The sequence below is a fragment of the Agromyces sp. CF514 genome (assembly GCF_900113185.1).
In the GTDB taxonomy this organism is placed as follows: domain Bacteria; phylum Actinomycetota; class Actinomycetes; order Actinomycetales; family Microbacteriaceae; genus Agromyces.
This window is the reverse complement of record NZ_FOZD01000002.1, coordinates 25905-48568: the sequence shown is the minus strand read 5'-3', so window position 1 is coordinate 48568 and position 22664 is coordinate 25905. Positions and strand designations below refer to the sequence as shown.

The 22664-nt window shown below is 70.9% G+C and carries 17 protein-coding genes; 3 read left to right on the top strand and 14 right to left on the bottom strand.

The window, feature by feature from the left end:
• The first annotated feature begins 49 nt into the window (after positions 1-49).
• The gene (locus BM342_RS19620; RefSeq protein WP_143109876.1) at positions 50-586 is read left to right on the top strand and encodes a hypothetical protein; all 537 of its coding nucleotides are present in this window, start codon (positions 50-52) and stop codon (positions 584-586) included.
• A gap of 477 nt (positions 587-1063) precedes the next feature.
• Here the strand turns inward: BM342_RS19620 and BM342_RS13095 are convergent, their stop codons facing one another.
• A complete protein-coding gene (locus BM342_RS13095) occupies positions 1064-1873 on the bottom strand; it encodes an IclR family transcriptional regulator (protein ID WP_092966957.1) in 810 nt (269 codons plus the stop codon).
• Positions 1874-2035: 162 nt separating this feature from the next.
• On the opposite strand from BM342_RS13095, the gene hutH reads away from it, so the two are divergent.
• Positions 2036-3631 (top strand): histidine ammonia-lyase, encoded by a 1596-nt coding sequence (gene hutH / locus BM342_RS13090; RefSeq protein ID WP_092966955.1) that lies wholly within the window; start codon positions 2036-2038, stop codon positions 3629-3631.
• A 78-nt stretch (positions 3632-3709) separates the two neighbouring features.
• Here the strand turns inward: hutH and BM342_RS13085 are convergent, their stop codons facing one another.
• The 13 genes from BM342_RS13085 to BM342_RS13025 form a co-directional block, all read right to left on the bottom strand.
• Positions 3710-4606 (bottom strand): phosphate ABC transporter ATP-binding protein, encoded by an 897-nt coding sequence (locus BM342_RS13085; RefSeq protein ID WP_092968565.1) that lies wholly within the window; start codon positions 4604-4606, stop codon positions 3710-3712.
• A gap of 36 nt (positions 4607-4642) precedes the next feature.
• A complete protein-coding gene (locus BM342_RS13080; protein WP_092966953.1) occupies positions 4643-5653 on the bottom strand; it encodes a sortase in 1011 nt (336 codons plus the stop codon).
• Positions 5654-5658: 5 nt separating this feature from the next.
• Positions 5659-6273, bottom strand: a complete 615-nt coding sequence (locus BM342_RS13075; protein ID WP_092966951.1) for a hypothetical protein — start codon at positions 6271-6273, stop codon at positions 5659-5661.
• Positions 6270-6974 (bottom strand): hypothetical protein, encoded by a 705-nt coding sequence (locus tag BM342_RS13070; protein WP_143109875.1) that lies wholly within the window; start codon positions 6972-6974, stop codon positions 6270-6272. Before BM342_RS13070 ends, BM342_RS13075 begins: the two co-directional genes overlap by 4 nt.
• Positions 6975-7045: 71 nt before the next feature.
• On the bottom strand, positions 7046-8161 hold the full coding sequence (locus tag BM342_RS13065; RefSeq protein ID WP_177232186.1) for a hypothetical protein: 1116 nt from the start codon (positions 8159-8161) through the stop codon (positions 7046-7048).
• Positions 8162-8306: 145 nt separating this feature from the next.
• Complete coding sequence (locus BM342_RS13060) at positions 8307-9908, bottom strand: hypothetical protein (RefSeq protein ID WP_092966947.1); 1602 nt, start codon at positions 9906-9908, stop codon at positions 8307-8309.
• A gap of 29 nt (positions 9909-9937) precedes the next feature.
• A complete protein-coding gene (locus BM342_RS13055; protein ID WP_092966945.1) occupies positions 9938-11089 on the bottom strand; it encodes a hypothetical protein in 1152 nt (383 codons plus the stop codon).
• Positions 11090-11147: 58 nt separating this feature from the next.
• Entirely contained in the window at positions 11148-13688 is a 2541-nt protein-coding gene (locus BM342_RS13050) for a hypothetical protein (RefSeq protein ID WP_092966943.1), read from the bottom strand.
• Positions 13689-13870: 182 nt separating this feature from the next.
• The gene (pstS, locus tag BM342_RS13045) at positions 13871-15472 is read right to left on the bottom strand and encodes a phosphate ABC transporter substrate-binding protein PstS (protein ID WP_255368789.1); all 1602 of its coding nucleotides are present in this window, start codon (positions 15470-15472) and stop codon (positions 13871-13873) included.
• Entirely contained in the window at positions 15469-16818 is a 1350-nt protein-coding gene (gene pstA, locus BM342_RS13040) for a phosphate ABC transporter permease PstA (protein WP_255368788.1), read from the bottom strand. Before pstA ends, pstS begins: the two co-directional genes overlap by 4 nt.
• Entirely contained in the window at positions 16818-18083 is a 1266-nt protein-coding gene (gene pstC / locus BM342_RS13035; RefSeq protein ID WP_255368787.1) for a phosphate ABC transporter permease subunit PstC, read from the bottom strand. Before pstC ends, pstA begins: the two co-directional genes overlap by 1 nt.
• 142 nt (positions 18084-18225) lie before the next feature.
• Positions 18226-20202, bottom strand: a complete 1977-nt coding sequence (locus BM342_RS13030; protein WP_092966941.1) for a protein kinase domain-containing protein — start codon at positions 20200-20202, stop codon at positions 18226-18228.
• Complete coding sequence (locus tag BM342_RS13025) at positions 20186-20689, bottom strand: hypothetical protein (protein ID WP_143109874.1); 504 nt, start codon at positions 20687-20689, stop codon at positions 20186-20188. Before BM342_RS13025 ends, BM342_RS13030 begins: the two co-directional genes overlap by 17 nt.
• 406 nt (positions 20690-21095) lie before the next feature.
• Between BM342_RS13025 and BM342_RS13015 the strand changes: the two genes are divergently transcribed.
• On the top strand, positions 21096-22550 hold the full coding sequence (locus tag BM342_RS13015; RefSeq protein ID WP_177232185.1) for a M23 family metallopeptidase: 1455 nt from the start codon (positions 21096-21098) through the stop codon (positions 22548-22550).
• Positions 22551-22664: the final 114 nt, after the last annotated feature.

The window sequence follows — 22664 nt, the reverse complement described above, 5'->3', positions numbered from 1 at the left end:
CGGTCACGCCTCGTCGGCCAACGCCGACTCATACAGCTACGATCCCCGTGTGGTCCGAAATCGTGAAGCAGCCCTCGGAACAGCGATTCTGATTGTGCTGGCGTTCTCTGCATGTAGCTCGAGCGCCGATGGTGATGCCGATACGAGCATCGCGTCCGAATCGGGTTCGACACAGACTGAGCAACCGGCTTCGGTCCTGTGGCCGGATGGCGCGTCGGCCAGCACCCCCGATTGCCAAGACGCTTCGGCCGCCGTGGTCGCCGCGATCAATGACACGATCGACGACTCCATGCCAGGCGGGGGAAATCGGGTCGAGTGGATCACCGCGCATCCCGATGCGGAACTCGGCAAATGGCTGTTGACCGGCGTCCTGCCAAGTACCGGGAGCGAGGGCGGGTACTTCGTTGTTTGGGCATCCTCCTCCAACCCGATTGCGACGGACTTCTCTGGGGACCTCGTGACCGTCGGCAGCTCGACCGCCGCGATTTCGTCTGCACCGCCGCTGACCCCTTCGTACGTGGGCCCGTCAGACATGGACGATGTCCCACCGTCAGCACTTGCATGTGGTCAAGCGCGATCACGATAACCGTGGTTGAACTTCTTGCAGGCATAGGAGGTCTCACTGCCGCTCTATGGCTCTATGCCACACGAAAGACGCGTGCGAAAGAGACCAGCCAACGGCTACGGCGCCTGCCCCTCCGGAGTGGCGAGACCGCCGCGAGAAACGCCACACCGGAATCGGTTGCGCTAGTGGCGCTCTTCATGGCCCTGATCTCGCTATCGCTCATTGTGGAGGCCTCTGTGCGGCTGATTCTTGGATAGTCGGTCGCACGTTAGTGGGGCTCCTCGAATAGCCCGGATGGGTTCGGGCTGATTCCGGCGAGATTGTGTTGGCAGCGCATGGCACCCGTGGCGGTGCAACCAAGCCGGAGGGCATGCGCAGGCGCCCGGCTTCAGCGATTCCCGCTTGCCCCACGCGATGACGATTCGCGCGGGGGTATGTCACACCCGACAGCCAGCGGAGAACCGAACCAGACCGCCACGAGCGGTCGAGCAGCACGGCTCAGCGCGTGCCGCGGATGCGGCGGGAGAGCTCGGCGGCGGCGTCGAGCACTCCGGTCGCCGCGGCATCCGCCGTCTCGTCGGGGGACTCGTTGGAGTAGGTGACCGCGATCGCCGCGGCCGGCCAGCCGAGGTGGTCGACGACGGGCGCGCCGACCGATGCCAGCCCGGGCGTGACCTCGCCGTCCTCGGCGGCCCAGCCGCGCAGGCGCACCTCGGCGAGCACGCGCTTCAGGCGCCCGTAGGTCCACTCCGCGGCATCCGCTTCGGGTGACGGATGCCGCGTGGCGAACGCCGCGCGATCCGGGTAGAGCGCGCGCAGTTGCGCGGGCGGCAGTTCGGCGAGCATGGCGCGGCCGGTGGCCGTGAGGTGGGCGGGGAGGCGCACGCCGACGTCGGTGACGAGCGACGGACGTCGAGGCGCGCGCTCCTCGACGAGGTAGAGCACGTCGCGGCCGTGCAGCACCGCGAGGTGCCCGCTCTCGCCGAGCCGGTCGACGAGCGCCGCGACGAGCGGGCGCCCGAGTCGCGCGAGCGGCTGCTGGCGGCTGAACCCGCTCGAGAGCTCGAAGGCCGAGACACCGAGACCGTAACGGCGCTCCTCGGGCAGGTGCACGACGAAGCCGCGCTCGGCCATGACGGCGAGCAGGTGGTAGACCGTCGAGCGCGGCAGTTCGAGGGCCTGCGCGATGGTCGCGGCCGGCACGGGACCGCGCTGGGCCGCGAGGTGGCTGAGGATCGCGAGCGTCTGGTCGGCGGCGGGGACCTTCGACGGCGTCGACGCGCCGACGCGCTCATCGAGTGGTCGCAAATGGTCGTTCTGAGACCCGGATTCCGGCACTTTGCGACCTTTCACTGACCGACGTCGGCGTGGCGCGGCACCGATCGCCGCACCTGAGCGGCGTCCGGGATCCCGGACGGATGCCGGCCCCTGGTCATTCTCGCACGCACGGGCGCACGCTGGAATGGAGGCATGAGCACCACTGCGCCCGCCCACGCCACCGCGTCCTCCGCGGCATCCGCTCCCGCCACCGAGGTCGTCGTCGGCGTCGGCCCGCTCGGCATCGCCGACGTCGTCGCGGTCGCCAGGCACGGGGCATCCGTCGTGCTCGACCCCGCCGCCCTCGACGGCGTCGCCGCGAGCCGCGCGATCATCGAGGCCCTGGCCGCCGACCCCGAGCCGCACTACGGCATCTCGACTGGCTTCGGCGCGCTCGCCACGACCTTCATCGCCGAGGACCGCCGCGCGCAGCTCCAGGCGAGCCTCGTGCGCTCGCACGCCGCCGGATCTGGTGCCGAGGTCGAGACCGAGGTCGTGCGCGCCCTCATGCTGCTGCGCCTGTCGACGCTCATGACCGGCCGCACGGGCGTGCGCCGCGAGACCGCCGAGACCTACGCCGCGATCCTCAACGCGGGCATCACCCCGGTCGTGCGCGAGTACGGCTCGCTCGGCTGCTCGGGCGACCTCGCACCGCTCTCGCACTGTGCGCTGGTGGCCATGGGCGAGGGAGCGGTCCGCACCGCAGACGGCGATCCCGCCGAAGCCGGGGCCGCCCTCGCCGCCGCCGGCATCACGCCCCTCCGCCTCGGCGAGAAGGAGGGCCTCGCGCTCATCAACGGCACCGACGGCATGCTCGGCATGCTGGCCCTCGCGATCGACGACCTGCGGATGCTGCTCGCCACCGCCGACGTCGCCGCAGCCATGAGCGTCGAGGGCCTCATGGGCACCGACGCCGTCTTCGCAGCAGATCTGCACGCCCTGCGCCCGCAGCGGGGACAGGCCGTCTCGGCCGCGAACCTGCGCGCGCTGCTCGCGGACTCCCCCATCGTCGCGAGCCACAAGGGCCCCGAGTGCACGCGCGTGCAGGACGCCTACTCGCTGCGCTGCGCCCCGCAGGTGCACGGCGCCGCCCGCGACACGCTCGCGCACGCGGCATCCGTCGCCGATGCCGAGCTCGCGAGCGCGATCGACAATCCCGTGCTCACGCCCGACGGGCGTGTCGAGTCGAACGGCAACTTCCACGGGGCGCCCGTCGCCTACGTGCTCGACTTCCTCGCGATCGCGGTGGCGGATGTCGCGTCGATGTCGGAGCGGCGCACCGACCGGTTCCTCGACCGGGCGCGCAACCAGGGCCTGCCGCCGTTCCTCGCGCACGAGGTCGGTGTGGACTCCGGCCTCATGATCGCGCAGTACACGGCCGCCGGCATCGTGTCGGAGCTGAAGCGGCTCGCCGTGCCGGCATCCGTCGACTCGATCCCGTCGTCGGCCATGCAGGAGGACCACGTGTCGATGGGCTGGGCCGCGGCCCGCAAGCTGCGCCGCGCGATCGACGGCCTCACTCGAGTGCTCGCGATCGAGGTCATGACCGCCGCACGCGGACTCGCCCTGCGCGCACCGCTCGAGCCGGGCGCCCCGACGGGCGCCGTCGTCGAGCTCGTCGCGGGCGTCGGCGCCGTGCCCGGCCCCGACCGGTTCCTCTCCCCCGAGATCGAGGCGATCACCGCGCTGGTGGCCGATGGCGCGGTGCGCGACCGGGCCGCTGCAGCGGCCGGCGCACCGCTCGCCTGACCCCGCAGGCGTCGGGCATGGTGCGCGCGGCCGGAACCCGCGCCTGCCCGGCGGCGCCGGCCCGCGGCATCCGCTCGCCTACCCGAACCGCCCGTTGACGTAGTCGAACGTGCGGGGGTCGATCGGGTCGGCGAACATCGCCTCGGTGTCGCCGTGCTCGACGATCGCGCCCGGCGTGCCGTGTGCGGCGAGGAAGAACGCGCACTGCTGCGACACGCGCTGCGCCTGCTGCATGTTGTGCGTCACGATCACGATCGTCACGTCGTGCACGAGCTCGAGCATGGTCTCCTCGATGACGCGCGTCGACGTCGGGTCGAGCGCCGAGCACGGCTCGTCCATGAGCAGCACGCGCGGCTTCACCGCCAGCGACCGCGCGATGCAGAGGCGCTGCTGCTGGCCGCCCGAGAGCCCGCCGCCGGGTGCGCGCAGGCGATCCTTGACCTCTTTCCAGAGTCCGGCCTTCGCGAGCGAGGACTCGACGAGCTGGTCCTTCGCATCCCGGTCGACTCGCGTACCGGTGAGCTTCAGGCCCGCCACCACGTTGTCGTAGATCGACATCGCCGGGAACGGATTGGGCTTCTGGAACACCATGCCGATGTGCTTGCGGGCCTCGGTGAGCGACTTCTCGCGATCGTAGATGTCGTCGCCGTCGAGCAGCACCTCGCCCGCGAGGCTCGCAGACGGCACCAGCTCGTGCATGCGGTTCAGGATGCGCAGGAACGTCGACTTGCCGCATCCCGACGGCCCGATGAGCGAGGTGACGACGCCTGCGGGCATTTCGAGCGACACGCGGTCGAGCACCTGGTGGTCGCCGAACCAGGCGGAGATGTTCCGTGCATCGAGGGTCGCGAGCGAGGGAGGCGCCGCTGTCGCCTCGCTCTCGGATGCCGCCGGCCGGCGCCCGAACGACGGCAGGCGGAACCCCTGGCCGCGACGGTCGGGAACGACGTCGATGATCGTGGTCGTCTCTGGCATGTTCTCGTCCTTCATGGGGAGCGGTGGGGTATCGGTTCAGAGCAGGTTCGGCAGCAGCCGCACGACCTGGTCGGCGACGAAGAGGCCTCCGATGAGCAGCACGGGGAGGAAGACGATCCACGTCTTCTGCGGGCCGAGGCGCCGGAACGACCACACGGCCGCGAACTCGGCGATCACGAGGAACTGGAGCGCGAAGACCAGTGCCCACACCGTGGACGTGTCCGTGGCCAGTGCCGTGTCCTGCGGGCGGAGGCTGAGGGTCGAGGTCTGCCTGGCGCCGGCCGGCAGCGCTTCGCCGGTGGACCTGGCGTCCACGTACGCGACGCCCGTCGGCACGAAGGGCGCCCCCCGCGCCGTCTGCAGGATGAGTCGACTCTCGCCTCGCACTGGGGCAGGCGGAGTGGGGTCCCCGCCGTACCGCAGGCCGATGACCTCGAACTCGGACTCCCCCTGGCCGGTGCGCACCACGAGGGTGTCACCGGGCGAGAGCTGCTGGATGCGACTGAACGGCCCGCCGTACGCCGCGGCGCGCCCCATGATGACACTCACTCCGGCCTGGCCCGGCAGCACCGTCGACCGCAGGTGGCCTGGGCCTCCGGTCAGCACGCCGGACGAGGTGCCCTCGGAGAGCACCTCGTGCACGCCGATCGTCGGGATGTCGAGGATGCCGACCGGGGCGCCGTCGGCCAGCAGCACGTCCTCGAAGTCGCCCTCGCTCACGGGCGCGGTGCCGTCGGCGAGCTGCTGCCGGTAGGTGTCGCCCAGTCGCTGCTGCGCGGCGAGGTGCTGCAGATGGCTGAGCACCAGCAGCTCGGCCGAGAACGCGAGCAGCAGCACGGCGACGAGTGCGGTGAGGCCGCGCAGCAGGGATTGCCCGGTCGTCAGCGGTGCGAGCTCGACGGGCGGACGCGGCGGGCGTCTCGGCGGCCTGGGGGCCTTCGGCGGCCGGGGCCCCCCGGGCGGCCGAGGCGGCCCGGGCTGCTGGGGTGGCCCCGGCTGCTCGAGCACCGGCCGGTGCTCCTGCTCCGGCGTGGTGGTCAACGCCATGGCCGTCACTTGCCGCCGATCGGATCGACGGTGAAGCTGCCGGCATCCGCCGCGATCTGGACGGTGCGGTAGAAGGCCCCGGTGACGGCGCGCCCTGCATCGGTCGTGCAGGCGAGGCCCGCGCTCCACGTGCCGCCGTCGCGCAGGACCGCTTCGTACGCCGGGAGGGATCCGTCGCTCTGGTAGTCGAGCGAAGCCACCGGCAGCAGGACCTCGAGACGGCCTGCCACCGTCGGTTCGGGGTCGAACCCCGAGACGGAGTACGCCTGCCACCCGGAGATGCCCGTGCGTTCCGAGCCGGCACGGCTGATGAACGTGAAGGCCTCGGTCGAGTCGGCGGGGCAGACGATGGGCACCAACGAGTCGGTGTCGTCACCTGCCCAGTTGACCGACCGCTCGGCGGCGAACGTCGCTCCGGGCGCCTCGGCGAACTCATCGGCGGCAGTGTCCCAGAGGTAGATCGGCCCGTCGCTGGGCGGCGTGCCCGCCCCGCCCGACCAGGCGACGATCACTCCCACGACGATCCCGAGAAGCGCGACGCCTGCTGCGCCTGCGACGATGACCGTCCGACGGCGACGGCGCGACCGCTCGGACCGGGCGCCGTCGGTCTCCGCGGTCATGCGGCGGCTCCTTGCGGTCGCGGGGACACGGTCACGAGGCGCTTGGACCGAAGCAATCGGAACACGGCGACCGCCGAGCCCACGAGCACCGCGAACAGTGCGAGCGCCCACGGGAACGCGAGCACGGTGGTCTCGCGAGTGATGGGCGTCAGTTCGGTGCCTTCCACCTGCGTCGGCGGAGTCAGCGTGACCGAGGCGTTCACGATCGGCCACTGGCCGACGCCCGTCAGGCGCACCTGCACCCGACGGGACTCGCCTGCGGCGAGGGCTTCCATGTCGGCGCGCGCCGAGTCGAGACGCGCGCCGAAGGGCGTCTCGATCCAGAAGGTCGCCCTCGAGTCGAAGGCCTTCTTCGAGGCGTTCCGCACGGTGAACGAGAGATCCACGTCACCGGCCAGGGGATCCGTCGACGGCGTGAACGTCGATTCGAGACCGCCGATGTAGAGGACTCCGCCCATCGACAATTCGTCGGAGGCCGGAGCCGCGGGCACGGCGGTGTCGGACGCCGCCGGCGCGGTCGGCTGGGACCCTCCCATGCCCCCGAGTGCCCCGACGGCGCCGGGAGAGCCCGTCGCGCCGGTGGGGCCGGTCGTCGGCGGCGTCGTCGTGGGTGCGTCCTCGTCGAGGATCGTCACCGACAGGGGTGTGCCCGCGAGATCGTCCTCGGCTCTCGCCTGCTCGACCACGCTGATGCTCAACATCCCGACGAGTGCTGCCGAGAGGGCGGCCCCGGTCAGCACGACCGAGCGCGAGCGGCGAGGGGGACGCGACGTCACGACCCCGCCGCCCTGCCCGCGCCGGCGAGCTCGGCATCGCGCTGGTCCTGAGCCTTCCGTGCCGCTTCCTGCTCGGTATAGGCCATCCACTCACGCGCTCGCTGGTCGTCCTGGCGACGGCGGCGACGGATGAGGAATACCACGGCCACGACGAGCGCGATCGCGAGCAGCAGCGCCCACGGCGGCGCGATGACGATCGCGTCCCGGGTCGAAGGCGCGACGGTCAGCTGCATGCTCGGATCGGTCGAATCGACGAAGGGGTTCAACCTGACGGCTGCGTTGAGATAGCCCCACTGAGCCACACCGGGCACGTCGACCTCGATCTCGGCCTCCTGCCCGGGCAGGATCTCGCTGACTCCACCGCCGATCTGCGGCGCCGCGGTGATGCCGAACCACGTGTCGATGGTCGTCGACGAATTTGCGGCGACCGCGATGTTGCCGGTGTTCTTGACGACGTAGTGGAGCGTGAGCGCGCCTGCGAAGGGGTTCCACCAGTCGCCGACGTGCTCGCCGCCGATGCCCGAGACGTTGAGGGCGGGCTGCAGCTGACCTGACACCCGCACGTACAGCCTGGTCGCGACGCGGCGGTCGAGGGTCACCTGCTCGCCGGGGGTGACGACGGATGCCACGAGTCCTCCGACGTGGTCTCCGGGCGTCGCCTCCGCCGGGAGCTCGAGGCTGAACGGAAGCAGCCGCGTCTCACCTGGGCCGAGGTCGAACTGGATGCGGTTCGCGCCGTTCTCGAACCGGATCCACGTGCCGGCGAGGGTGGGCTCCTCGACGGTCGGCAGCAGGGCGAAGTCGCCGTCGCTGTCGTTGAAGGCGTCGGTGCCGAGCACGGTGAACGTCTGGGCGGCGGTGCCCGTGTTCGTGACCGAGAAGTGATCCTCGACGCGCTGGCCGGGGTCGGCGAGGTACTCGAACCGGGTGCGGGCGTCGGACGAGCCGTCGGCTGCCGCCGGCCTGGCGGAGATCCCGACGGAATCATCGGCGTGGGCGGGGGTCGCGCCGACGAGCACGGTCGCTGCGGCGAGCGCCACGACGGCCAGCGCGCGCGCCAACGCCTCGACGGCGCGGATCGAGCCCGTACGGGCTCGGGTGGGGGATTGCATGGTCACAGCGCTCGATGTTTCTTGATTCAGGTTGCGGACAGGCGAAGCAGAGGTTGTGGAGGCATGAACCGGCCGCGTGGAGAAGGCGCTGGGCGCCTTCTCCACGCGGGTGTTCACGGGACCGCCGACGGCGGCTCGAAGCGGGTTACTTCGAGACGAGCGTCAGCGTGATGGTCGACGTGTAGGTGCCCTTCTTCGCGGTCTTGGGAGCCTTGAAGGTCAGGTCCGCGTCGAGCTGGGCGCCGGTCTCGATGGTGGTCGAGCCGACCGCGGCGTCGGCGAGGGTCGCCGAGTAGACGCCCGAGCCGGCGACCTGGGTGGCGCCGGTGGAGATGCCGTCCGTCTCGCCGCCGACGATCTTCGGGGTGACGCCGAGCGCGCTCTTGGCGATGGTGTTGCCGCCGTTCACGAAGTCGGCCACGTCGGCCTTGAGGGTCCAGCCCTTGAGGTCGTCGCGGTCGTCGGTCACGGTGAAGGCGCCGAGCGGCACGGCGGCGGTGGTGCCGCCGCGCTTGATCGACCCGAGGTTGACGGGCGCGGCCGCACCCTCGAGCGCGAACTTGCCCGAGTTGAGCACCTCGGCCGACAGGTCGACCTCGCTCTGCAGCGTGTAGGTCGGCGCCGGGATGGCGACGGTCCCCCACGCCACGACGGCGTTGTCGGTGTCGAGCAGCGCGATCGTGTGCGTGGCACCCGTCGAGAGGCCGACGATGCTCACGGTGCCCATACCGTTCGAGTCGAGGAGCACGTTGCCGAGCTCGGTCGGGTTCGACCAGCCCACCGCGCGGAGCGTCTTGCCCGCGTTCGCGACACCTGCGTCGATGGTGACGCTGCCGTCGCCCTCGGCCGGGGTCGAGATGGTGGCGTTCGGCGTGCCGGTCGGCTCGACCGGGGCCGGGGCGACGTAGTCGGACGCCGCGACCCATGCGACGGCCGTCTGGCCCTCGGCGAGCACGAGGCGCTTGCCGGTGGAGACGCCCGCGGGCAGCGTGTTGACGGCCTTGCCCTGTGCGGAGAGCGTCACGGTCGCGACCTTCGCAGCCGTGCCCTCCACGAAGACGTCGACCGTCTTGTTCGCGTTGGCCGCGGTGGCGTCGATCTCGAGGTTGCCGTTGCGGATCACCGCGGATGCGCCGGCCGTGGCCGAATAGTTGGCGAAGTCGGGGAACACTGCCTGCGTGGGGGTGTCGAACGTCCAGGTCGCGTTGTTCGGGTTGGCGTTGGCGACGACCGTGATGAAGGTGAAGTCGGCCTCGAGCACCGTCTTCGTCTCGTCGACGAGGAAGGCGACGCCCAGCGAGTAGTCACCGCCCGCGATCGCCACGGCTCCGGCACCCGAGGGGGAGCCCTGTCCGGCCGACGTGTTGCCGGACGGGGTGATCGAAGCCATGAGCAGCTGCGACGGGTTGCCGAGGCTGGCGAACGCGTTCCAGGAGGTGTAGTTCTTCTCCTGTCCGCGCGGAGCGAGGAACGTGACCGCCTTGGTGGTGCCGGCAGGTGCCGGGAACGCGGCGTTGTAGTCCTCGTCGTTCGCCTCGGGCGACGCGACGATGTTGGCGTTCCAGTTCAGCGACGTGCCGGCAGGGATCTGGATTCCCGTGTCGGTGTCCTGGAGGTAGAGGGGCTTGTCGGATCCGACGGTGGGAACCACCGCGGCATTCGCAGACATCGCCGGGACGGCGACGAGTGCAGCGGCGACCGCAACGGCGACGAGGCCGTTCCGGCCTCGCCGAGAGAGCATCTTCATTTCCGTGTTCTCCTTGCTGGTTGGGTGGGTCAGTTGTTCGCGGTGAAGGCCGCGTCCTGCGGGGCCGAGAAGCCGAACTTGGCCTTCACTGCCTTGGTGGTCGCGGGCGACCCGGAGGCGCCCCAGTAGGTCAGGCTCGACGACGCAGCCGGGTCGGTCAGCGCGAACAGGCCCTGGTCGTACGCGGCGTTGCCGGGCGTGATCCGCGCGGTCGGCACGACGATGAAGACCGTGCGGCCCCAGGTCGAGCTGTTGAAGTACGCGGTGTTCGGCGTGACGTTCGGAGCGGTACCGGTCGCCGGCGCGACGCCGCCGATCGTGCCGACGGTCACGCCTGCCATGGTGTTGATGCGGGAGGCACCGTTCACCTGGCCGATGTAGTTCGCCACCGACAGCGGGATGAGCTGGATCTGGTCGGCCGCGGGCGTCAGCACGGTGCCGTCGTTCTCGGGGATCGAGTTGTTGCGGGTGTCGACCGCGCCGCCGATGTTTGTCACGCCGATCTTGGAGAGGAACGTGGTCCACGTGCCGGAGCTGGACTGGATGGCGAGCGGCTTCACGGTGTAGTCGGTGCCGGGAACGGCGACCGGCGAGGAGGCGGAGTAGAACGAGTTGAGCTCGGCGGTCGTGAGGCCGTCGATCCAGGTCTTTGCGGCGGCGGCGTCGCCGTTGCTGTTGGCATCGGCGCCGATCTTGTAGATGAAGCCGATCGCGTCCTGACCGAACGGCAGGTAGGTGAGCACGCCGCCGGCGACGCTCGTGCCCTTGGACGAGCTGCGGGCGAGGTCGATCTGGCCCGCGACGTTGACGCCGTTGTACGAGGTGCTGCTCGAGTAGTTGATCGAGCGGAGGAGCGCCGTCCGGCCCGCTCCCGAGCCGTTGGGCCGATCGAACACGTTGCCGAAGGCCTTGGTCTGGATCTTGCCGACGCCGCCCGAGACGCCGAGCGTGAAGGCATCCCACGACGCGAGCGAGGTGCCGGCACCCTTGAGCTTCACCTGCGAGCCGGTGATGCCGGTGCCGTTCGCGAGCGCGCCGACCGCGTCCTGGAGCGTGTCGGAACCGACGACCGAGTACCCGTCGCTGATCGGATCAGCCTGCGCCGGAGCTGCGCCGAAAGCCAAGCCCGCGAGGGCGATGGCCGCAGTCGCCCCGAGGGCGACTACCTTCCTGGACTTCATTCCGTTCCCTTTCGATGGTGGGTTCCGGGCGCCGCTGGGGTGCCCGGCTCGAACACGCCTATCGGCGGGCCCAAGCTCTGATCGGCCGGCGCCGGGAGACGATCGCGCTGGCGATCGCTCCGACGGATCCGGCGAGAATGCTGAGCGGAAGCGCGGCCCCCGCCGTCACGGCGGGGTCGTCCGGCGTGGTACCCCCGGTGAGGGCGGCGCTCGGCGTGCCGCTCGCCGCAGGTTGCTGCACGGTCGCCGGCGCAGCCCCGGCACCCGCCCCGGATCCGGTCCCCGTCGGTGCCGGGTTCGCGGAGCCGCCGGTCGTGCCGGGCACCGTCGACGGTGCGCTCGTCGGCGGCGTCGTCGGCCCCGCCGCGATCGCCGCAGCCGCAGCCGCGGCCGCCTGGGCCCATGCCGGGGGGATCGACGCGTAGCCCTCGGGGAGCCTTCCGACATCGACCCCCGGCGTCTGGCCGTCTTCGCTCGCCGCGTACGTGATGAAGGCGGCGTACGCGGCCCTCAGGGGCTCGCTGATCGCCGCGGGATTCGCCGCGGCGTAGACCGGCAGGGTGAGCGGGTATGCCTCGCTCGCGGTGCGGGCGGTCGCGGAGTCCGCCACGAAGCCGAGCACGCGGCCTCGCTCGTCGACGGAGGTCATCGCCTCGGCGGCCGCCAGCATGCCGCCCTCGGTGGGGGCGACGAAGCGATCCGCCGAGTTCTGCAGCGAGGCCGTGACGACCTGGTAGCGGGCGGCCGCCGAGGTGCTGGTGAGCCCGAGCAGCGCGCGATTGCCCGCGAGCATGCGCGCGCCCTTGGTGTACTTCGGTGGGAACGAGTTGGAATCCCAACCGCCGAGCACCTGGCCGTCGCCACGCAGGGTCAGGTAGGCGACGGTGCCGAGGTCGTTCGCGAAGGGGCGCCAGGTCACCAGGTTGATGGGTCCGGTATTCGTCGGCGAGACCTCGATGGGGTCGGCCTTCGGGAAGTCGTCACGGTCGAACGAGAACGCGGAACCGGTGGGGTTCTTCGAGGCATCCGTCGCGTAGTACGGATTCACCGTCATGCCCCACGGGTCGGCGTTCCCGGCCATGAAGTCGCGGGCGTCCGCGTCGGCGGCGATGTAGGCCCACACCGCACGAGCCGCGTCGGAGCGGCCCTGCGGCACGATGACGTCGGCGATCGCCGGGCCGTTGAGATCCTGGGCCGCCCATTCCTCGTCGTTGACCTCGAGGAAGTCGGGATCCTTGGTGATGTTGTCGCGGATGACTCCGGTGAGATATCCGGTATCGGCCCCGGTCGGCAGCGCAGACCGATACGAGGAGGTGAGGAGCTTGGCCAGGAGCCGCGGGGTCAGGTTCACGTTCGTGAACGCGGAGTGCGCGGCATCCAGGTACTCGTCGGGAAGCTCCTTGAACGGGTCGGGCCGGCGGTCGATCGCGACCGAGACGCTCACGCCGGTCAATGCGATCGGCGCGTACTGCAACGGGTCGGCGCCCTCGAGCGACAGCGGGTAGCTGGTGAGGGCGAGCGGTGCATCCACGGTGGTCGCCGCAGCGACCGCTGCGTCCGACTCGGGCATGGTGAGGAGCGAGTACACCGAGGCGCCCGCCTGGCTGCAGACCGCCGGCTGCCACGAGTTCACGGCGAGCGCCGCGAGCTCGCTGCCCGCGAGCTGACGCTCCGACGCACCCACCGGGCACCGGCTGCCGAGCGGCTCGAACCGCAGCTTCACCGAGAGCGCGTGCTTCCAGGAGTCCTCGAACAGCCCCGACTGGGTGATGGTGCTCGAACCGTTGTCGGCCTCGCCGCGCGGCAGGATGACGAGCCAGCAGCTCGCGCCCGTCGTGGCGCCGCCTTCGGTCACGGCCTCTCCGCACCCCAGCGCCGGCGACTGGGCGGCGGTCTGCACCTCGAACGAGACCGATCCCTTGCCGTCGTCGCCCGAGCCGACCCACGGGATCTCGTTCGTCGTGTACGAGGTGAAGAACTGGTTGACGTTGAGGTTGACGTTCGGGTCGATCGACTTCGCACCCGTCCCGGCATCCGTCACGACCCCGTCGACGCGGGTTCCGTCACGGGCCTCGAACGGGATCCCGGTGTACGGCGGCAGGAACGGCACCGCCGTGAGCGCCGAGTAGGGCTGGTCGGCTTCGGGGATGTCGGCGAGCTTCAGGTTCCGGTACGCATCGCGCGTGGCCCCGGGCGTGTTGGCGCCGCCGTACTGGCACGTGGTGCGATCGGGCCGGGTCGCGTCGGCGGGGTCGTCGCGCCAGCACATGAAGATCTGGAGGAAGTTCGTTCCGCCGTTGCCCGAGCCGGGGGCGACCGACTTCTCGCCGCCGGTCCAGTCGATCTGGATGCCCTGCGCGACGAGGTGCTCCGTCTGCGAGATCGTCACGGCGAGGTCCGGGAACGGGGCGTCCTGGTACCCGTCGGGATCCTCGTCCTTGGCAGTCACGGTCACGGCCGACGAGTCGTTCGCCCGCGCCGACGACGCCTCGACGGCGACACCCGAGAACGCGATGGCGGCGAAGACGATGGCCCCGGTCAGCAGTCCGGAGGTCCCGGATGCGATCCACGTCGAACGAGTGGTGCGTGCGCTCTGCACAGGTTCCTCCAAGAGGATGTTCGGGCAGTTCTCCTGCCGGCCGGGACTGAAATTAGGGTCGGTTCGTGACGCCCAGATGAACGGGTGCTCAACGACGGGAGCGGCCTGCCGAACCTTGTGCGACGCGCGAAGAAAGGCCAGATCAGCCTGAGTTCAAGCTGGTCTGTCGAATGCCGATCGACTCAGCTCTGGTCGCCTCGGGCGCCCCGTCGGAGGCGAGGCGAGACGAGCGGCGGAATGGCGATCGCCAGCAGCAGGAGCACGCCGGCGACGGCCATCAGCACCTGCGGCGCACCCCAGTCGTCCTCGGGCAGGGTGAACGGCGCCGAGACCGCCGCACCTGCGACCGTGGCGTTTCCGGATACGAGGTTGCCGTTCGCGTCGTACACGGCCTCCGAGCCGCCGGAGCTCCCGGCACCGCCCGAGGCGGCGGTGCCACCACCGGCGGTCGCGGCACCGCCCGCTCCGCCGTCGGCCGAGCCGCCGCCGTTGCCGGTCCCGGAGACGGGCGTCTCCCCGAGCGCACCCGCGGTGCCGGTCGTGCACTGGTCCGGACCCTTCTTGTCGCAGGCCGCGGGCTGGGGAGCGGTCTTCGCGAGCTGGTTGTCGGACTCGCTCTCGCCCGCCTTGAACGTGGGGTTGTTGCACGAATTGAAGTCGACGCCCGCCGTGCCCGCGCCGGGAATGCGCTTGACGACCTCGGAACCGGCCCGCACGAGGTTCATCGGCAGCGGCGAATAGCCGAGCGCTGCGGCCTGCTGCTGGCCCTCGCACAGGAAGTAGGTCGCGAAGGCGCCGAGCGTCTTGCCCTTCGCCTCGGTGAAGATGCTGGGCGCCTTCACCTCGGTGGGAACGATCATGTACGAGTAGCTCGACAGCGGATACGTTCGCGGGTCGTCGTTGTTGTACACGCCGTCGAGGTTCTGCGAGAGATCCGAGTTGATCCCGGCCCTGAGCAGGGCGACCGCGACGGAGTTCGCCGTGGGCTCGATGTAGTACCCGGCCGTGTTGAGCACCTTCGCGACCGGGAAGCCCGACTTGAGGGCGTAGGAGTACTCGACGTACGTGATCGCGCCCTCGCCGTAGTCCTGGCTGACGTACCCGGCGACACCGAGCGATCCGTTCTGCGCCTTGCCGTTCGCCGGGGTCGGGAACTGCGATCGCATGCCCGCCCCCCAGAGGCTCGGGTACTGCTTGGACATCCACAGCGAGAACTGCGCACTCGAGCCGGAGCCGTCGGAGCGCACGACCGGCACGATCGCCCGATCGGGCATCGCGAGGCCGGGATTGTCGGCTTGGATCGCGGGGTCGTTCCACTTCGCGATGGCACCGGTGAAGATCTTGGTGATGACGTCTCCCGACAGTCGCAGGTTAGTCACCCGCTTGCCGCCGATCTTCAGGTTGTACATGAACGACGTTCCACCGGCCACGATGGGCATGTACGCGTAGCCCGACAGCGGCACCTCGGGCGTCGAGTTGTCTTCGGGCGCGCTCTGGAACGGGATCTCCGAGACGGCGAAGTCGACCGTGCCGGCGATGAAGTCCCGTCGACCGGCGGACGAGCCGGTGCCGGAGTAGTTGATCGTCATGCCGTAGTTGGCCGCGACGTTCTTGCGCCACTGGTCGAGCGCGTTCTGCGACCAGGTCGATCCGGTTCCGCTGATGGGGATCCAGGTCTCGGCGCTGGCGACGGACGCGCCGGACTGGGCGATGCCTCCCGCCAGCAGCAGCACCAGCAGGGAACTGAGCGCCGCGCGGGTCGTGCGGCGGAGTCGGGTGGTCACGACTGGGGCTCCTCGTTCGGGGAAGGGGTGTCGGGATCGGTGCGCACGTCGGTCGTGCGGTCGGATGCCGCGGCATCCGGCGCGTAGTCGATCGGGTGCGCCGCGGCCTCGCGCTTCATGTGCGCGAGCGCGATGCGCGAGACATCCGCGGCGCTGCGAGCTGCGGCGGCCCTGCGTTGACGGCTGCCGAGCACGCCGGGGGCCCGCCCGCCGATCGCGCGGGCGATGAGGAACAGCGCGAGCACGAGCAGCACGAGCGTCGCCGCCGTTCCGAACCCGCGTGCGACCATGTTCGGCTCGGGCGACTTCACGAAGTCGAACACCTGCAGCGGGAGCGAGATCATCGGACCCGAGAAGGGGTTGAGGTTGAGCACCGCGGTGACGCCCGACGTCAGCAGCACCGGTGAGGTCTCGCCGATGCCCCGTGCCGTGCCGAGGATGACGGCCGTCACGAGTCCGGAGCGTGCGGTCGGCAGCACCACGTGCCAGACGGTGCGCCATCGCGAGGTGCCGAGGGCGTATGCGGCCTCGCGGAGGTTTCCGGGCACGAGCCGGAGCACGACGTCCGAGGCGCGGATGATGATCGGCAGCATCATGACGCTGATCGCCAGCGCCGCCGCGAACCCCGATCGCTGGTGGGTGATCAGCTGGATGATGGCCGAGTAGACGAACAGGCCGGCGACGATCGACGGGAGCGCCGTCATCGCGTCGGAGATCGTGCGGACGAATCGCGCGAACCTGCCGCCGATCTCGTTCAGGAAGATCGCCGTGGTGATGCCGAGCGGGATCGTGATCGCGAGGGCGATCGAGATCTGGATCAGCGTGCCGACGATCGCGTGCAGGATGCCGCCCATGTCGAGCGGGTCGAGCGGGCCCGCGAGCTCCATCGTCTCGACGAAGAAGTTCAGGTGGGTGAGCGCCGGGATGCCACGGAACACCGTGAACAGCAGCACGAAGACGAGTGCCGAGAGCAGGATGACGCCGGCGCTGCCGAAGAGGCTCGTCATGATGCGGTCGGCGACCTGCTGACGGCTGCCGCTCAGCGCGATGAGCAGGGCGTAGACGGCGAGGAACATCACGAACGTCACGACGAGCCAGCCGACGAACCCGGTCATCGGCGTGAGCCACCCGAACAACAGCGTGGAGACCGCGAGCGCGGCGACGAACGCACCGATCACGTTGAATCGGTCCTCGAGCGTCGCGCTGCGCACCTGTCGGCGCCGGCCCACCTCCGTGGTCGGCGTGCCAGGGGTCGTCGTTCGGCCCGACGGCCGTGGCTCCGGAGGCGAGTCCGGTGCGACCACGACCTCCGTGATGTCGTCGTACTGGGGCGCGTGGATGGTCACTATGCCTGACTCTCGGCGCCGGACCGGCTGCGCGCCACGATCGAGGACGCCACGAAGTTGACGACCAGGGTGATGAGGAACAGCACGAGCCCGGCCGCCATGAGCGCGGACAACCCGAACTCGCTGGCCTCGCCGTAGCGGAGGGCGATGAGCGCACTGACGGAGTTCGAGCCGGTCTTCAGCACCTGCCAGTTGATCTCGAAGATGGGCGAGATGATCATGTACACCGCGATCGTCTCGCCGAGGGCGCGCCCGAGGCCGAGCATCGTTCCACCGATGATGCCGCCTCGACCGAACGGGAGCACGACGGTGCGGATCATGCCCCATCTCGTCGACCCGAGGGCGAGCGCCCCCTCGCGCTCGCCGAGCGGCGCCTGGGAGAAGGCCTCGCGCATGACCGAGGTCTGCGTCGGAACCACCATGAGCGACACCACGATGCCCGCGATGAACGCCGACGAGGTGTACGCGCTCGCATCGGTGAGCTGGTTTCCGTCGGCGTCGGTGACCGCGAAGATCGGGATCCACCCGAAGTAGGTCGAGATCCACTGCGCGACCGGGATCACGTTGGCCTGCAGGAAGAACACGCCCCAGAGGCCGAACACGACGCTCGGCACGGCCGCCATGAGGTCGACCAGGCTCACGAGCGTCGACTTCAGGCGCCCAGGCACGATCTCGCTGATCAGCAGCGAGGTGCCGAGCGCCAAGGGCACCGACACGCACATCGCGACCGCGGCGATCGAGACGGTGCCGAACAGCACGGCGGCGATGCCGAACGTCTGCGTCTCGGGCGACCATTCGGTCTCGGTGAGGAAGGAGAAGCCCGCGACCGAGAGCGCGTCACCCGCCCTGATCGACAGGAACACGCCGACGGCGAGCATGATCGCGACCGTGGTTCCGCCGGCGGAGGTCACGACGACCCGGAAGACCTGGTCGACGCGCGACGCCCTCGAGACGAGCGCACGCGGGCGCGGTGCCTCGTCCACCGCATCGGGAACGGCAGGTGCCTCGTCGTCCGTGATGGACAGCACCTCCGTGCGCAGCACCAGGGGGCTCTGCATCGCGGTGATCGCCTGCGTGCCGGAGTATCGGTTCCCCGCGTCGGTGAAGACGTCGGCCACGGCCTCGAACGGCGCCGGCATCGATTCGGTTCCGGATGTCTCCGACTCGGCCAGGTCGTCCGACTCGAACCGGTCGCCCGACTCGAACGGGTCGCCGCCCGCGTCCGCTGCGCCGCTCGGCTCCGGCCGGTCGGGCCGGCCGCTCACGAGCAGGCTCCTGGCATTGACGAACTCACGCGGATTCCTCGTGTGTGGTGGGTGGGGCGCGCGGACCGTGCCGCACGTCGGCACACGTTCCCTCGACGAGGTGAACGACGGATGGCGCAGGGCCGAAGGACGCGTTGACCGGTCATGGCGCGCCGGGCTTCGGGGTCTGCGTCGGGCTCGGCGGTGTCGGGGTCGGCGTCGGCTCGGGCTGCTGCTCCGACGCGACCCTCAGCGTGATCGTCGCCCCGACGCGGACGCTGGTGCCGGCACTCGGCTGGGTGCCGATCACGGTCCCGGCTTCGGAGCCCGGAGCATCGACGAACACGATGTCGACGGAGAACCCGGCCGACTGGGCGGCTGCGACCGCATCCGCCCTCGACGCGCCCGTCACTTCGGGCATGCGGTTCGAGCCGGATGCGACCTCGAGGTCGACGGTGGAGTCCGCTGCCACGTTCGTGCCGGCCACCGGCGTCGAGGCGAGCACGGTGTCACCTGGCCGGGAGGATTCGACGATGGTGAGCGACCCCGCCCGCAAGCCGGCCTCCGCGAGGCGGCTTCGGGCCTCCGCGAGCGTGAGCCCGGCAAGGGCCGGCACCCCGAGCGACGCGATCGGCTGCGGCGGCTCGGGGATCGCGTCGTGGTCTTCGACGTCCGCCGGCGCCGCCGTCGGAGCCGCAGGACTCGGCGCGGCCGTCGAGGGCGGCCTCGGTGCCGACGAGCCCCCTGTGGTCGGCACGTTGACGGGCGCGGCACCGGCTGCGAAGGCGATCAGCGCGGACACCGCGGCCACGGACGCGATGCCCACGGCCCAGGCGCCGAGCCGTGCACGGTTCGCGGCCCGGGTGGACCCGCCCGTCAGCCGTCGCGGACCGCTTCCGGCACGCGCGTCGGCAGTCGATGCGGTCGCGCGCGTCGACGCCGGCGGCACGGACGGCCTCCGGCGGATGACCGCCGTGGTCTCCGACGCGGCGTTGCGGGCGATCGGAACGCTCGTGGCCCCGAGCACCCGTGTGCGGTGGTCCTGCTTCGGCCCGGGCGTGCGCCCGGCGCCCGCCTGCTCCGGCTGCCACGCGACCGCGTCGATGCCCGCACCGATGCCCGCACCGGGGAATCCCGCCTTGCCGGCAGCGCCTGCTGCCGGCGAACCCGCACGCGCGAGCGCGTCGACGACCTCCGCACGCATGCTCGCGGCATCCGGAAACCGGTCTGCCGGATCCTTCAGCAGCGCCCGCACGACGATGCGGTCGATCGAACGCGGAATCCGCGAGTCGAGCACGGACGCCACGGGAGGCGGCGAGGAGAGGTGCGCCCGCATGGTCTCGACGGCACTCGTCCTGGCGAACGGCGGACGACCGGTGAGTGCGAAGTGGAGCACCCCGCCCGCCTGGTAGATGTCCCCGCGTTCGTCGACAGCCTCTCCCCTGAGCTGCTCGGGGGACATGTAGGCGACGTTGCCGATGACGCCGACCGGGACCGCCTGCTCCCCCGCAGCCCGGCCGTCGACGCCGTACTCGGCTTCGGCATCCTCACCCGACGCCTCGGCGCGCGCCTGGTCGGCCCGCCCGACCGTTTCGCTGCGCAGGACGTCGCGACCGACGGCCGCCTGCCCTGCGGCATCCGCGAGGCCGAAATCGAGCAGGCGCGCGCCGGCCGCGCCGACGCGACCGTCTTCACCGGCTGCGACCATGATGTTCGCGGGCGAGACGTCACGATGGATCAACCCGACGGCGTGCGCGGCTTCGAGGGCTCCCAGGACCCCGTCCATGACGCCCAGCGCCTCGACCGGGTCGAGCGCACCCGACCGTTCGACGTGTTCCGCCAGACTCGACCCGTCGGCGAGTTCGAGGGCGATCCAGGCCACGGGCTCACCGGCCTCATCGTGCACGCCCGTCTCGAGCACTGCCGCGATGTTCGCGTGTCGCAGCGTCTGCGTGCGCCGAGCGACATCGAGGAACGCCGTGCGGGCGGCCGGTTCACCGGACAGGTGCGGGTGCAGGATCTTCAGCGCGACCCGGTCGCCCGATCCGGTGTCGACGGCCGCGAACACGGAGGCGGAGCCGCCCGACCCGAGCAGTTCGCCGAGTCGATAGCGGCCCGCGATCTCACCACCGACCGACATCCGACCTCACCGTTGCGCGGCGGCTGAACCGTCTCGACGGTGCGCTCCGGTCGACATCCTCCGACAGCACCGCGGTCCGCAACGCCGCAAGCGCGCCGATGGCCGATGCGATGCTCGTGGAGGTCGAGCTGTACCACCGGCTGCAGGTCATGACGGGCCGGTCCGCCAGGCTGACGACCCACCCGTGCGACGCATTCACCGGGCCGCCGACCGCGACGACCTTCAGGTCATCGGATGCCGCCTGCAGCCGCAGCACGTGGTTCCGCGCCGCAGCGTGCGTGCCGTACAGCAGCGAACTGCGACCGAGCTCGCGGTTGTTGCTGGCGAGCAGTCGCCAGAGCCCAGCCTGCGCGTCGGATGTGCGGCCGTGCGCCGCCACCACCGAAACCGATGCAGGCGCACGCCGCACTTCCGCCCTCAGGTCTGCGACCGGCGGTTCGGTCGATTCCAGCAGTTGGAACCTGAATCGCCCCCACGCGGCGAGCATCGGATCGTCGACCGAGTCGAATGCGGTGAAGGTGACCCGACTGCGCGCCCCGTCGCCATGGACCGGCGGAGCTCCGCGCATGACCAATCCCTCGGTCACGTTGCCCTCGTCTCGAACGGCGGCTCCCTCGTGGCCGCTCGCTGAGCAGGATCCGATCGACGGGTTACGGCTCGACCCCGGATGCACGACCGACAGGTGTCCGGCAGATGATCAACGGATGTCGGTGCGACCGCCCCCGTCGAAGGGCCTCGCAGCACGATCCGCACGGGTCTGCTGCACCATCGCGCAGAGGTGCTCCGATGGACCCCCTTAACAGGTCACAGGCGGTGTTTCAACGGTTGTGCGGCCCCAGAGCCGGTGCCAGACTGAACGGAGTCGGCGTCGCGCCGGCCGCTCGAAGGAACCAATGACGCCGCATCGATCTCAGCCCGAATCGCCCCGCACGCACGCCGCGCGAGGCGGTCGTCGTGCAGCATCCGCGGCATCCGCGATCGCCCTGATGGTGCTGGTCGGCGTGATCGGCTCGAGCCCGTCGTACGCCGACGAGACGCCGCCCGTCTCGGTCTCGAGCGAACCGACCGACGAACAGGGCACGCCGAGCGACCCGCCGACGGACCCGCCGAGCGACCCGCCGACAGACCCCACGTCGACGCCCGAACCCACGCCCGAGCCGACTCCCACGCCCGAGCCGACTCCGACTCCGACTCCGACGCCGACGCCCACGCCGACGCCGACGCCGACGCCCACTCCGACGCCCACGCCCACGCCCACGCCCAAGCCGACGCCGACGCCGACGCCCACCCCGGCGCCGGTCGCCCGCACACCGGCGGCCATCGCCGCAGAGGTGGTCTTCAGCGGCGAGGGACCGTTCCTCCGGGTGACGACCAGCGCCAACCGCGACGTCACCTCACTGCTGGCGGCCCGCACGTCGATCGACCGCGCGACCACCACCCTGCGCAAGGCGGAGTCCTCGTTGGCCGACGCCAAGTCGACCCGCGAGATCGCCCGTTCGCTCGCGCGGCAGGCCGATCAGGACGCCGTCGAGCTGCGCACCGAGGCCGATGCCGCCGGCCGCACGTACTTCGCCGCCGCGAACGGCGACGGCAGCACGCTCTCGTCGCTCGACGCAGTCTTCGGCTCCGGCAAGGACCTGCTCGCCGGACTCGCCGGCATGGAACGCGTCTCGAAGATCGCGGGCGACACCGCCGAGCTCGAGAAGATCGCCGCAGCGCGCGATGAAGAGGCCGACGCCGCAGAGCTGAAGGCCGAAGAGGCCTGGGCCGCGGCCGAGGGCACCGGCGTCGAACAGCGCGAGTCCGACGTCGCCGACGCCGAGACCGTGCTCGCCGACGCCCGCACCTCGCTCGACGGCCTGCAGGCGAAGGCCGCGGCCGAGAGCGTCCAGCTCATCAGCACGCTCCCTGCCGACTCGGGCCAGCTGAGCGACCAGGGCTGGTCGCAGCCGGTCACGGGGCGACTCACCGACGGCTTCGGCCCACGGCCGGTGCGCCCGGTCGCCGGGGTGAACGAGTTCCACCGCGGCACGGATGTCGCGGCCTCCTGCAACACGCCGGTCTTCGCCGCGACGGGCGGCCTCGTCGTCGAGGCGCGCACCAACGGCAGCTACGGCAACTGGATCCTGATCGACCACGGCTCCGGGGTCTCGACCGGCTACGCGCACCTCGTCGACGGCGGCATCCTCGTGAACGCGGGCGACACGGTCACGGCCGGGCAGCTCATCGGCATGGTCGGCAGCACCGGCGCATCCACGGGCTGCCACCTGCACTTCGAGGTCCGCCTCGACGGCGTCGCGGTCGACGCGCGCCCGTTCATGGCCTCGCGCGGCATCCTGCTCGGCTGAGCCTCTTCGCCGCACCCGAGCCGGCCGCGTCGCCGGTCGACGAGCGAGTCGTCCCGTTCCTCTGCTCATCCACCACGTCTGGGATCCCGGACGACCTCCACGCGGCATCCGTTG

Bases quoted from the DNA above. Each gene is read 5' to 3' on its own strand.
- hutH (WP_092966955.1), top strand. From the start codon at position 2,036: ATGAGCACCACTGCGCCCGCCCACGCCACCGCGTCCTCCGCGGCATCC.
- BM342_RS13085 (WP_092968565.1), bottom strand. From the start codon at position 4,606: ATGCCAGAGACGACCACGATCATCGACGTCGTTCCCGACCGTCGCGGC.
- BM342_RS13080 (WP_092966953.1), bottom strand. From the start codon at position 5,653: ATGGCGTTGACCACCACGCCGGAGCAGGAGCACCGGCCGGTGCTCGAG.
- BM342_RS13075 (WP_092966951.1), bottom strand. From the start codon at position 6,273: ATGACCGCGGAGACCGACGGCGCCCGGTCCGAGCGGTCGCGCCGTCGC.
- BM342_RS13070 (WP_143109875.1), bottom strand. From the start codon at position 6,974: ATGTTGAGCATCAGCGTGGTCGAGCAGGCGAGAGCCGAGGACGATCTC.
- BM342_RS13065 (WP_177232186.1), bottom strand. From the start codon at position 8,161: ATGCAATCCCCCACCCGAGCCCGTACGGGCTCGATCCGCGCCGTCGAG.
- BM342_RS13060 (WP_092966947.1), bottom strand. From the start codon at position 9,908: ATGAAGATGCTCTCTCGGCGAGGCCGGAACGGCCTCGTCGCCGTTGCG.
- BM342_RS13055 (WP_092966945.1), bottom strand. From the start codon at position 11,089: ATGAAGTCCAGGAAGGTAGTCGCCCTCGGGGCGACTGCGGCCATCGCC.
- BM342_RS13030 (WP_092966941.1), bottom strand. From the start codon at position 20,202: ATGTCGGTCGGTGGTGAGATCGCGGGCCGCTATCGACTCGGCGAACTG.
- BM342_RS13025 (WP_143109874.1), bottom strand. From the start codon at position 20,689: ATGCTCGCCGCGTGGGGGCGATTCAGGTTCCAACTGCTGGAATCGACC.
- BM342_RS13015 (WP_177232185.1), top strand. From the start codon at position 21,096: ATGACGCCGCATCGATCTCAGCCCGAATCGCCCCGCACGCACGCCGCG.